The following is a 13,322-nucleotide window of genomic DNA, read 5'->3' on the forward strand; positions in this document are numbered from 1 at the left end:
GGCCTTTGATCCGGGTTTTCTTTAATGTCTACAAGCTCACGATAGATTTCTCCGTGCGTACCATCAATATGAATAAAGGAGATATCGGAGTCGAGATAGTTTGCCATTGATACCGCTCTGTCGATAAGCACGGTGCTTTCATCTGACAGTTCGAGTGCAACAAGGATATGTTTGTATTTCATAACCACGCCCTTATGTGGATTATCTTTACCCTAAGCATAGTATGGCTTGGATAAAAATTGTGTTGCTAAGATCTCGAAATTGTTCAAAGACTTGTTAAAAAGTTAATGTGATATAACAACTTACTGTGAAACTTTCTTTTTGTTCACATTTGGTTAGAAAGCTTGCTTTTTGAACAAAAAAGCGGCTACACTCTGCGCATCATTTCTCTAGGAGATTACGCCAACATGAAGAACTAAACCTGTCATCCATATTTTTACTTATTTTTTGGATCTGCAGGGTTAGTAGGCGTAGCTCACTTTCCGATATTTCTTTGCAACAAGACGACTTTTTGATTTGACGTATATCGTCGAGCTTTACATAGAGCTTAATGCGTTTGTGCACGCGTTTTGTTGCAATTTCAAATCATAGCTACGGCTGTTGTCCCTGTCATACAGGAGGCAAATTATGCCAGTTTTACAAGCTTTTAATGTTAGCCATCAGTTTGATAATGGCGATACGCTATTCCAGTCTATTTCTTGTTCCATGACTAAACGACGTGTTGGTTTGGTTGGGCGCAATGGCATCGGCAAGTCGCTTTTGGCTTCCATTTTAGCGGGAGAAATTCAGCCTGCCAGCGGTGTTGTGACTGCTCCCTCTTCTTTCATGATGTATCGCCAGCAGCCGTCTGATCTGCTTTCAGGTCAGCAATCGATCGCCCAATTTCTAGGAACAGACTCGGCCTTACATGCTTTGAAGCAGATTGAACAAGGTGATGTTTCTGAGCATTGGTTCGAACTGGTTGGCGAACAGTGGGATATTGAACTGAAACTCAAACAGCAGGTTGCTGCGATGGGCTTGCCGCAAGACCCTGACTTCTCTTGTGCTCGGCTCAGTGGTGGTCAGTTGGCACGTTTGCAGTTATGGCAGTTGTTTGAAAACGAAACGGAGCTTTTGATTCTCGATGAACCATCCAATCACCTCGATACCGAGGCGAAACAATGGTTGATAGAGTCTATGACGCATTTCAGCGGTGCGATTTTACTCATCAGTCACGATCGTGAGCTGCTGCGAGAGATGGAGGAAATTTGGGAGCTATCGGGCCTAGGTTTACAGGCTTTTGGTGGAAATTACGATGTGTACGCCGAGAAAAGACGCACTGAACTGCAAGCGGTTGAGAGGCAGTTAGCGCAAGTCGATAAACAGAAAAAACGGTTAGCCGAGCAAGCCCAGAAAAATCGCGAAAAAGCAGACCAACGCGCCGCGCAAGGGAACAAACTGCGCAAAGACGGCAGTCAGCCCAAAATTTTGCTTGATGGAAAAAAGGATAGCGCGACCGCCAGCGCTTCAAATCGCAATAAGAATGAGCAACTCAGACAAGCGCATTTACAAGCCAAAGAACAGGCGTTGCAATCGCGACATGAGCAACTCAAGGCGCAAAAGCTTTATCTTACAGATAATCCGAACCGTTCGCGAAAAGTGTTGTCGATACAAGAAGGTATATTACCTTTTGGGAATTCTACGCCTATCACGTTGCAGATTTTTGCGAACGACAAAGTCCATCTCAAAGGGAGAAATGGCTGCGGAAAATCAACCTTGTTAAAGACGTTGCTTGGCGAGTTATCGTTGCAGAGTGGTGAGTTGCAAGTGAATACGCCTTTGTACTATCTCGACCAACATTTTGGTGCAGTGAATCCAAATCTTTCGTTACTTGAGAACGTAATGGAGAGCAGCCAAGAGATGACGGAAAGTGAAGCGAGGACCTTATTGGCCGGGATCGGTTTTCGTCGAGATGCTGTGTTTCGATTGGGGCGCCTACTGAGCGGTGGCGAGAAGATGAAGCTCGCGATGCTGATAGTCAGCCACCAAAATTCTCAGCCTTTGCTGCTGCTTGATGAACCAGATAACCATCTCGACCTCGAGTCAAAAATAATGCTTAGTCAGGCGTTAAATGTATACAAAGGTGGATTTGTTCTGATTAGTCACGACCAAGATTTCGCTTCTGAGTCTGGGGTTTTGCGCCAAATCGAGCTGACTTAGACGAAAGAGAGTAAACGCCATCGTGGCTCTTCAGTATTGTTCCCAAGTTCTACACTTCCACTTACTAGTTTGTAGAACTGGAAGGAAATGAGGGAGTTAGGATGGCTTTCACAACTCGTTTAATGAAATTAGATTCATTTTGTCGATATATAGTAGAGTTCTGATGTATTGCACAAAAAGACAACAGAAAAATAAAAAGGAATTTCATGAAAAAGAACACCCTAGCACTCACAACGGCTCTCGCACTCGGAAGTGTGTTGTCTGTGGCGTATGCAAATGAAGCGGCGCAATCGTCGGTTGAACAGGTAACCCCGAAAACCATCACGTATCCAACCACACAAAAAGTGGATGTTGTCGATGACTACTTTGGTACAAAAGTGAGTGATCCTTATCGCTGGTTGGAAGACGATCTCAGCCCAGAAACCGCAGAATGGGTGAAGGCGCAAAATGCAGTGACGTTTGATTATCTGGCGAAAATCCCTTACCGCGAGCAGATTGAAGAGCGCATTACTAAGCTCATGGATTACGAAAAACAAAGCCAGCCGTTCAAAGAGGGTAAGTTCACTTACTTCTACAAAAATGACGGGTTACAAAACCAAGACGTGCTTTATCGGCAGCTAGGTGATGGTGAAGCAGAAATTTTCCTCGATCCAAATACTTTTAGTGAAGATGGCACCACATCGTTAGCGGGAGTGAGCTTTTCACGAGATGGATCTTTGGTTGCATACAGCATTTCGGAAGGCGGTAGCGATTGGCGCAAAGTCATTGTGTTAGACACAGAAACCAAAAAGCCCGTCGGTGAAACGCTGGTGGATATTAAGTTCAGTGGCATCAGTTGGCTCGGCAATCAAGGCTTCTATTACTCAAGTTATGACAAGCCAAAAGGGAGTGAACTTTCCGCGAAGACAGACCAACACAAGCTCTACTTTCATAAACTAGGGACGAAACAAAGTGAAGACCAATTAATTTTCGGTGGTGTAAAGGACGAAAAGTATCGCTACGTTGGGGGTTACACGTCGGAAGATGAACGCTACTTGTTTATCTCAGCCAGCGTATCGACGTCGGGCAACAAACTGTTCTTTAAAGACCTGAGTAAGCCAAATAGCCCGCTGAAAACCATTTTAGATAACACCAGTTCTGATACTTGGGTGATAGACAACCAAGGCACGAAACTGTACTTGGTTACGAACCTTAATGCGCCGAACAAACGCGTCGTGACGGTGGATGCAAGTCAGCCGCAGCCCAAAAACTGGAAAGATTTGATTCCTGAAACAAAGAACGTGTTACGTGTTTCTACCGCGGGTGGCAATTTGTTTGCGAGCTATATTGTTGATGCGATCTCGATGGTGAAGCAATACGACATGAACGGCAAACTCATCCGAGAAATCAAATTGCCTGATATTGGCAGCGCATACGGTTTCTCGGGGAAAAAAGAAGAAACCGAAGTCTACTACTCTTTCACCAACTACAAGATGCCAAGCACTACCTATCGTCTGAACATCAAAGATGGTGATAGCGAGGTGTACTACAAATCTAAAGCGCCATTTGCCCCTGTTTTGTATGAATCTCGCCAGGTGTTTTACACCTCAAAAGACGGAACAAAAGTGCCGATGATCATCACCTATAAAAAAGGGACACCGATGGACGGCAGTGCACCAACCATCCTATATGGTTATGGCGGTTTCAACATTAGCCTCACGCCATCTTTTAGCCCGACACGTGCGGCTTGGTTAGAGCTTGGTGGTGTTTACGCGGTAGCGAACATTCGTGGTGGTGGGGAATATGGCAAAGAATGGCACAACGCTGGCATTCAAATGCAAAAGCAAAATGTGTTTGATGACTTTATTGCGGCGGCTGAATACCTAATTGATGAAAAGGTAACGTCATCAAACAAGTTAGCCATTAACGGTGGATCGAATGGTGGCTTGTTAGTGGGGGCCGTTATGACGCAACGTCCAGAGCTATTTAAAGTGGCGCTGCCAGCAGTCGGCGTACTGGATATGCTGCGTTACCATACTTTTACCGCAGGTGCTGGTTGGGCGTATGACTACGGTACGGCAGAGCAAAGTAAAGAGATGTTCCAATATCTGAAAGGTTATTCGCCAGTGCACAATGTAAAAGCGGGGGTGGAATATCCAGCAACATTGATTACAACGGGTGATCATGATGACCGTGTTGTTCCTGCTCACTCATACAAATTTGCTGCTGAGTTGCAATCGAAGCAAGCGGGTTCAAATCCGACCTTAATTCGCATCGAAACCAATGCAGGACATGGTGCAGGCACACCAACGCGTAAAATAATTGAGACAAATGCAGATATTTATAGTTTTGCACTGTTCAATATGGGAATAGAGAAACTGCAATAGTGCGAATTGTTTGCGTTTTAGTTATCGAAACGCATCGGCGCTTTATCGCTCGATAATAAAAGGGAATCACAGAGAGTGACTCCCTTTTTATTTATTATAGGCCTACTATTCTAATCTGATGCTAGGCTAATCAAACTAAGGTTTTTTAAATTATTATAATGTTCTAATTAATCTGAAGAGTGTTGTACGATCGAAATGAAACATTGATCGCGATCACCTAAATCCATTGCACTCTCTATTTATATGGTAAAATTAATTAATCATTTGTTCTAATGATAATTGAATTTTCATAAGTTTTAATATTTCCTTCTTCATTGGTATTACCAAATTTCAAGTTATATAAGATATAAGTAGCGGTGATTGAACTTTTACGATGCTTTATTTTATTTTAATTAAAACGTCGAATGTTTCGTCATTATTGAATTTGCTTTGATAATTTATGTTATCCAAAGCGAGGTGTGTTGCTTGCTATTTATGATGACCTCATGACGTGAATAATTTTATAATCATTAAAATGGATACAGTTTTATGAATTTAGTGAAACCGTCTGTTGCCATTATGGTTGCAGCCCTACAACTCGCGTCTTCTGCCTATGCGCAGACAAACAATAACGAAGAACTACAAGATATGTCTGACCCACTTGCGGTATACACCCAAGCTGGCTTTGGTATTACTGATAAAGGCGCGAACATCAAAATCGGTCAAACTTACCAATCTAGCCAGCCTGGTACCATGGCGATGAACATCATTGAAATGAAAGGCATTGGTGGTGAGCTATTTGGCATTCGCGACAATGACGATCCAATATATGCCAACGTTGATGACAGCATTGACTCTTTCAGACTACGTAATTTCCAAGTAGAAGTCGCAAAAGGTCTAGGCCGTCAATTAGATGTAAACTACGACGTTGATAACGATAAATTAGATGCATCTTATAGCTTTATTCAAGGTCTACCTAAGTTTGGTATGTTGCAGCTATTTCCTTTAGCTGGTGCGGGTGTCACTATTGCTAATGATTTTAGTGGTGATGACAAAGGTTATGAAATTCCAGGTACTTTCACTGTTGTGGGTATGTACTCAAAAATTGAATTAACCGATAAAATCTGGATTAACTACAACCCAATGTATATGCATACGTTGTCAGGGTCTAGTCAATATAAAGATACTTATTATGCGGGTGAAGATAATATCTTGGCTCATGAGTTTGCGTTGTCTTATCAAATTAATCCTCGCGCAAATATTCGTTACTTTGCAAACTGGAATGATCACGTTAATTTCGGTGATGGTGATCACCGTATCGAATTTAACTACCAATTCTAACTCCCTCGTTTATTTCCAGAATAGAAAGTGTGTTTATCCATATATTTAAATATTTAGGCTAGGGCACTTTCTAAATAAAGTAGGTTTATCATGAAAGCCAAATATAAATTTGCGTTGGTATATATTGCTATATCTTCTGCATTACTATCAGGATGCAAAACTGGCGATATCGCAACGAAAACTGCCCAAGCACCCTCTGTTGAAACCGTTACCCTAACCGAAACAAAAATCACTCCTTATCATACTTTTATCGGTCGAACTGAAGCGGTAAATGACGTTGATATTATGCCTCGAGTCGGTGGCGAATTAACCGCGATTCATTTTAAAGATGGCGATATGGTCGAAAAAGGCCAATTGCTGTTTGAAATCGACGACCGTCCTTACAAAGCGGCACTGGCGTATGCAAAAGCGTCGTTGCAAAAAGCAAAAGCACAACTCGTTCAAACTACGCGTGATGCAGAACGTGTGAAGAAACTCATCAAAGATAAAAGCATCAGTGAGCAGCAATACGATGACGCCATTGCCGCGCAAGCCGCAGCGATTGCTTCGGTAGAAGAGGCGAAAGCGACGCTGGTTTCATCAAAACTCGATCTTGAATTTAGCTCTGTACGTGCTCCTTTCTCTGGCCGTGTGGGTTTCAGCAACTTCCGAGTAGGTGACCGTATTTCGAAAATTCAACTCGTTCCTCTTGTTTCGATCACTCAAATAGACCCAATTCGCTTTGGCTTTGATGTGGATGAGAAGCTCTACCGCCGCGTAAGAAGTGCTATTGATGTGGCTCATCGTAACGATGACAAACTGGATGTTGATTTAACACTGACGCTTTCAGACGGTTCATTGTATCCGCTGGATGGCAAGATCTACGCCGTTGGCAACAAGATCGATTTAGAAACAGGCTCAATTCGAGCAGAAGCACAATTCGATAACCCAACTTACGCGCTTATGCCGGGTGAATATGGCAACTTGACCATCAAGCTGCGCAACAAAACCATTGATGGTTTGCTTATCCCATCGGTGGCTGTTCAGCAAGACCAAGCGGGTGACTACGTCATGGTGGTTGGTGATGATCACGTGGTGTCTCGTCGTAACGTTGAGCTCGGTCAGACCTACGGTGTGAAACGTGCTGTACTGACTGGTTTGGCGGCTAACGAAAAAGTCATCGTCAATGGTCTACAAAAAGTGCGTCCGGGTGCAACGGTGAAAGACGTTGAGCTACAGAGTGAACAAGGCTGAGTGAGTACTGATGTTAAGTAAATTTTTCATTCACCGGCCGAAGTTTGCTTTGGTGATCTCACTGGCGATGACATTGATGGGTATGATCGCCCTGAAAGTCTTGCCAATTTCTGAGTATCCTCAAATCTCTCCAACGGTAATTACGGTGAGCACCATGTATCCGGGTGCAAACGCGGACGTGGTTAAAAAGACGGTAGCACAACCGATAGAAGCCAAAGTCAACGGCGTTGAAGACATGATTTACATGTCTTCTGTGATTGGTAACGATGGCTCATACACACTGCGTATCTACTTCCGAGTGGGCGCAGATGGCGATATGGCGCAGGTTCGTGTGAACAACTTGGTGGCACAGGCGACGTCATCTCTACCACAAGAAGTAAACCAAATCGGTGTGACGGTTAAGAAGAAATCTTCCGACATGCTGGGCGTTATCACACTGCGTTCTCCGAAACAGTCTCACGACAGTATCTACCTTTCTAACTACGCGGATCTCAATATCGTTGAGCGTCTAAAACGTATCGAAGGTATGAGTGACATTACGCTGCTTGGTAAGAAAGACTACTCAATGCGTATTTGGTTGAACCCAAATAAACTGGCCACCTTGAAGCTTTCTGCTAGCGATGTTATTGGCGCAATTAAAACGCAAAACATCCAAGTGGCGGCGGGTAAGATCGGTGGTATGCCAGCTCCGGGTGATCAGCAATATCAATATGTTTTGCAAACCAAAGGCCGCCTTACTTCTGCGAAAGAGTTTGAGAACATCATCATCCGCGCGAGCAAGAAAGGTTCTTTGATTCGCTTGAAAGATGTGGCTCGTGTGGAAGTTGGCGCACAAGGTTACGAAGCTGATGGTCGTATGAATAACGAACCAGCCGCCGTTCTGGCATTGTACCAGTTGCCGACAGCGAACGCGCTAGACGTGATGGAACGCGTGAAAGAGGCCATGAAAGAGTACGAGAAATCGTTCCCAGATGATTTGGTTTACGACATCGCTTATGACTCTACCGAATACGTAGAGACGTCGATTGATGAAGTGTATGAGACGCTGGTGATTGCGGTACTTCTTGTCACCTTCGTTGTGTACGTTTTCTTGCAGAACTGGCGAGCGACCATCATTCCAACCTTAGCGATTCCGGTTTCCATCATTGCGACGTTCGCAATCATGGGCGTGATGGGCATGACCATTAACACGATCTCGTTGTTTGGCTTGATCCTCGCCATCGGTATCGTGGTGGACGATGCGATCATCGTGGTAGAGAACGTGGAACGGGTTATCCATGAAGAGCATTTAGACCCGATTCCGGCCACGATCCAAGCTATGAAAGAAGTGACGGGGCCAGTATTGGCAACAACGCTTATTTTGTTGGCTGTATTCGTACCGGTTGCGCTATTGCCGGGTATTTCTGGTCGAATGTTCAACCAGTTCGCGGTCACCATCTGTGTATCGGTGCTGATCTCTGCGATCAACGCATTGACGTTAACGCCAGCGCTTTGTGCGTTGATGTTGAAATCTACTCACTCGCAACCTATTGCGCCTTTGTGTGCGTTTAACCGAGGTTTTGAAGCAATAACGCGCAAATACCAAGGTTTAGTTGGCTTCTTGAGCCGTCGTATTGTGCTGAGTATCGGTGTTTATGGCGCGCTTATTGCGGTGCTGGCATTTGCGTTCATGACCGTACCTTCTTCTTTCGTACCGAACGAAGATAAAGGCGTGTTCATGGTCGAAATGCGTTTGCCAGACGCAGCAGCATTGCAGCGTACTGCACCATTAATGAAGAAGTACGTTGATGAGCTAAAACAGATGGAAGGTGTGGAGAACGTGGTTTCGGTTGCGGGCTTCTCGGTAATTAACATGGCGTCGATTCCAAACTCGGGCATGTTGATCATCAAACTGGATAACTGGAGCAAACGTAAAGACCCTGAGCTACACCAACGCGCATTGATGAATAAAGTTAACCAAATGCTGAACTCAACGCCAGATGCCGCTTCGTTCGTTTTCGCGACGCCGGCAATCAAAGGTATGGGTGCGGTGGATGGTTTCAACCTTGTGCTGCAGGACAACTTGGGCCGTTCTCCACAAGAGTTGGCAAAAACAACCGCTGATTTTGTTGCCCAAATCAACCAACTGCCTGAAGTTGCACATGCGTTCTCGATTTTCCGTGCGAATATTCCGCAACGTTACATCGATATTGATCGCGATAAAGCGATTTCGATGGGCGTACCGTTGAATGAAATCTTCAGCACACTGCAAGCACAGTTGGGCGGCGCCTACATTTCTGACTTCAACTTGTTTGGTCGTTCGTACCAAGTGAAAGTGCAAGCAGAAGAGCAATACCGTGACAATATCGACGACATCAACCATCTGTTTGTTCGCTCAAGCTCTGGAAAAATGGTGTCACTGGCAACGCTAGTGAAAGTGAAGCCGATCTTCGGCCCAGATACCTTGTCGAACTACAACATGTTCAGTTCTGCAACCGTGAACGGTGCGCCAGCGCCAGGTTACAGCTCGGGTGATGTTGTAAAAGCCATTGAAAAACTGGCTGCGGAATCTTTGCCAAGTGGTTACTCGTACGAGTGGTCAGGCATGACTTACCAAGAGATGAAAGCAGGCAACATGGCACCAATCGCGTTCGCATTGTCTTTGCTGTTCACCTACTTGTTCTTGGTGGCTCAGTACGAAAGTTGGACCATTCCTGCTGCGGTAATGATGGCGGTTCCAGTCGCGATTCTCGGCGCAATGGGTACGCTACTGCTGGTGGGACAACCGTTCGATTTGTATGTGCAGATTGGTGTGGTCATCTTGATCGGTATGTCCGCCAAAGTGGCGATTCTTATCGTGGAATTTGCCAAAGTTCTGCGAGAAGAAAAGGGCTTATCCATCATTGATGCTGCCAAAGAAGCTGCTCGAATCCGTTTCCGAGCAGTACAGATGACCGCATTCGCCTTCATCTGGGGGGTATTCCCGTTGGTGATTGCATCGGGTGCCGGTGCGGCATCTCGTCACTCACTGGGCTTTGCGGTATTCGGCGGCATGATTCTCTCTACGTTTGTTGGCACGTTACTGACGCCAGTGTTCTTCGTGATGATGCAATCTCTGCGCGAGAAGTTTAAGCGAAAGAAACCCACTGAACTTGAGGTGAGCGAGCAATAACGCTGATTTCAACTGACTGACTCCACAACACCCCCACGCTGTGTGCGATTGGCCAATGCCTTTCATTGATATACAACCACCGTCGCAGCGTGGGTTCCCCTAACAATAATAGGTTTTAACATGAAAAATCTTTCAAAAATCGTCGTAGCGAGTTCTCTACTGACTTGTGCTGCTGCGCAAGCGGGTGGGTTATACCTTTACGAAACAACAGCATCGGATATTGGTTTGGCATCCGCTGGTATGGCGGCTCGTGCGCAAGATGCCTCAGTAATGGCAGCAAACCCGGCTGGTCTGGCGAATATTTCTGGTAAATCTTTCTCTGGTAACCTGATTGGCCTTTACGGTGACGCGCAACTAGACACGATGACTGGCGATGCGGGCAACGTGATTGGTTTTGTTCCTATGGCGTCGGCATTTTACAGCCAACAAGTGAACGACAAATGGACGCTGGGTATTGGTCTGTATGGCAATTACGGCCTTGGCCTCGAGTACGAAGGTCTTTTGAATAATCATTTAGATATTCCTACAGCAACGACGCAAGCCTTGACCATTCAACCTTCCGCTTCTTACCGCATCAATGATCACTGGTCTGTGGGTGCGGCGCTTGGCATTCAGTACGGTATGTATGAAGTAGAAACGAAGGGAGCCTTGAACTTCAATGACGAAGACCAAGACACACAGGTTAACGGCCGAGTAGGTGTGCTTTATGAGGCAACACCAGGTACGCGTCTTGGCCTGTCTTACTCTTCTGAAACCGAATTTGAATTCGACAATAGTAACTCCATTGCTCCACAACAACTGATCTTCAGTGCTTACCATGAAGTGAATGATGACCTAGCGGTGATGTGGAACGTGAACTGGCAAGACTGGAGCGAATACACAACCACGCTGGGCGTAGAGACACAAGACACTTACCAAATCGCATTGGGTACTCAGTACAAACTGAATGAAAAAATGATGTGGAATGCAGGTTTTGCATTCGATACCAGCATGTATGAAAGCCAATCAAACGGTGACATTACCGTTCCTACTGGCAAGGCGTACCGCATTGGTACAGGCATTGATTACAAATTGGATTCAGAAAACTCAATTGGTTTCGCGTTTGAAGCGATCTTGATGGAATCGTCAGAAACGCCACGCTTCCAAGCGGGCTTTGATGAGCCTGCACTGTACTTCATGAGCATGAGCTACAACTGGAAAAACTAATCATTCCTAATCGCTAAAACGCCTTCCTTACAGGCCATTCTACCCTAACTACCTGCACTGGATGCTGTCACGCCATCTAAGGTAGTTAGGGCGCTTTTGTCACATCCAGTGAGTGATGATTCAAAAAAATATCTGCGCAGCTAAGTGCGGGTATTCAACATCTCAAAGGACTGAAAAATGAAAAATAAACTAGCGTTAGTGTGTATAACTTTGTTGGTCAGTACGCTGGCTCATGGTGCCGAGCATCGAGTAAAAGACAATAAAAACAAGTTGGCGGATGACCCAACAAAAGTCATCACGAAATTTGGCGCGTCGTACGCAAACAACTACGATTTTGATGATCAAAACATCTCATTCTCGGGCTCACTTGCGCTTGACCAAGCGCGCAAAATCAACCTGCGTATCAATGATGATGCGAGCGAGTGGCGTATTGGTGGCTCGTGGTTGTTTCCGGTCGGTATCGTGAACTTCAACTTCGGTAAAAATGAATACGTAAACGGCGCGGATCAAACCAACTACAGCGTTGGTACCTTTATGCCGCTAAGTTATTTCGGGATTGAGCCAGCAGGCTTCCAAATTTTCCCAATGGCAGGCTATACGTACAACACTGGTGATGTTCCTGTTTGTGACGGTGCAGAAAGTAGTCTCTGTAGCGAGCCTAACTTTACGGGTACGCCAAGTGCAGAGAATGGCTTCAATATGATGAGCTCTTCAGGCAGTAGCGGTTACGTTGGTGCATTTGCGCTGAAATCGTTTACCAAAGAGCTGACGTTAATCAGCTTTGCAGCAGGCACTTACGGCTCAGAAAACAGTGAAGGAGAGAACTACAAAGGCTTCTTTGGTGGTATTGGTCTTGGTTACCTCGTGAGCAAACGCCACTCTTTTAACGTAATGACGTTTGGCATGGACAACAACACCTATTTGGATGAAGCAGACAAGCGCATCGTATTATCATATCAATATCAATTTGAATAAATAAAAACGCAGCCCAAATAGCTGCGTTTTTACTTTGATAGAATGAACTAGTGAATTGAGTTGTTTTCTTCGATCTTTTTCTGGTACTGGTGTTTTAATATATACATGCGCTTAACATCGCTGTAAGCGCCGTTAATAAAGTATTCTTCTACAAGGTGACCTTCTTCGATAAAGCCGCACTTTTTGTATAAGTGAATAGCGACTTCGTTATCCACTGCGACTAATAAGTAGATTTTACGTAGATTAAGAATTGAGAATGAGTAATCTAACGCACGATTAATCATCTCTGTCGCATAACCTCGGCCTTGATGCTCTGGGGCGATGATTATCTGAAATTCCGCGCTGCGGTGAATGTAGTTAATCTCGATCAGCTCAACTAAGCCAATTACGATGCCGTCTTCATCTTCGACGACAAAACGCCTTTCAGCGTCATCATGTATATGTTTTCGATAAAGTTCTTCGAGCTCGTCATAAGACTCGTAAGGTTCTTCGAACCAGTAGGCCATGATATTTCGGTTGTTATTCAGTTCATGAATAAAGCGCAAATCAGAACGCTCTAATGCACGCATTTTTAGGCCTTTCTTCATCATTTTTCTCCAATGAGGGCGGAGAATACCTCCGCACTTGATGCTAGAAAATATTACCGTATTTCACAAGAATAGCGCATCTTTTTTTGGAAAATATCCTGTGATTTTCAATGTGGAAACTTAGAGTTCACGACAAATATAAATTAATCTTTACGATAAAAAACTCGATTAGGTGCTTTGCCTAATATCGTATTAAATACCGCGCAACGACTTAGTGTCTTAATCTAAACAAACAAGGTATTCAATATGTTTTCAATCGGTGACGTAGTAGTAGCGACTAAAGGT

Annotated in this window: 8 protein-coding genes and 1 pseudogene; 7 read left to right on the forward strand and 2 right to left on the reverse strand. The window is 44.7% G+C overall.

What is annotated here, in order from left to right; all coding sequences use genetic code 11:
* Window positions 1–182, reverse strand: a pseudogene (locus tag R7041_RS20290) (universal stress global response regulator UspA); the annotation flags it as partial.
* A 445-nt stretch (window positions 183–627) separates the two neighbouring features.
* Between R7041_RS20290 and R7041_RS20295 the strand changes: the two are divergent.
* The 7 genes from R7041_RS20295 to R7041_RS20325 all read left to right on the forward strand — a co-directional run bounded on the left by R7041_RS20295 (window position 628) and on the right by R7041_RS20325 (window position 12,450).
* The gene (locus R7041_RS20295) at window positions 628–2,199 is read left to right on the forward strand and encodes an ATP-binding cassette domain-containing protein (protein WP_206949068.1); all 1,572 of its coding nucleotides are present in this window, start codon (window positions 628–630) and stop codon (window positions 2,197–2,199) included.
* 206 nt (window positions 2,200–2,405) lie between these two features.
* Entirely contained in the window at window positions 2,406–4,565 is a 2,160-nt protein-coding gene (locus tag R7041_RS20300) for a prolyl oligopeptidase family serine peptidase (protein WP_206949067.1), read from the forward strand.
* Between the two features lie 528 nt (window positions 4,566–5,093).
* Window positions 5,094–5,885, forward strand: a complete 792-nt coding sequence (locus R7041_RS20305; protein WP_005375405.1) for a hypothetical protein — start codon at window positions 5,094–5,096, stop codon at window positions 5,883–5,885.
* 90 nt (window positions 5,886–5,975) lie between these two features.
* A complete protein-coding gene (gene vmeP / locus R7041_RS20310) occupies window positions 5,976–7,118 on the forward strand; it encodes an efflux RND transporter periplasmic adaptor subunit VmeP (protein WP_206949066.1) in 1,143 nt (380 codons plus the stop codon).
* A gap of 10 nt (window positions 7,119–7,128) precedes the next feature.
* Window positions 7,129–10,269, forward strand: coding sequence for an efflux RND transporter permease subunit VmeQ (gene vmeQ / locus R7041_RS20315; RefSeq protein ID WP_206949065.1), 3,141 nt, complete (start codon window positions 7,129–7,131; stop codon window positions 10,267–10,269).
* 120 nt (window positions 10,270–10,389) lie between these two features.
* A complete protein-coding gene (locus R7041_RS20320) occupies window positions 10,390–11,475 on the forward strand; it encodes an OmpP1/FadL family transporter (protein WP_186585165.1) in 1,086 nt (361 codons plus the stop codon).
* A 177-nt stretch (window positions 11,476–11,652) separates the two neighbouring features.
* Entirely contained in the window at window positions 11,653–12,450 is a 798-nt protein-coding gene (locus tag R7041_RS20325; protein WP_186585167.1) for a hypothetical protein, read from the forward strand.
* A gap of 47 nt (window positions 12,451–12,497) precedes the next feature.
* On the opposite strand, the gene speG is transcribed toward R7041_RS20325, so the two are convergent.
* A complete protein-coding gene (speG, locus tag R7041_RS20330) occupies window positions 12,498–13,037 on the reverse strand; it encodes a spermidine N1-acetyltransferase (protein ID WP_005375417.1) in 540 nt (179 codons plus the stop codon).
* Window positions 13,038–13,322: the final 285 nt, after the last annotated feature.

The sequence above is a fragment of the Vibrio sp. 1751 genome, assembly GCF_033339895.1.
Classification (GTDB): Bacteria; Pseudomonadota; Gammaproteobacteria; order Enterobacterales; family Vibrionaceae; genus Vibrio; species Vibrio alginolyticus.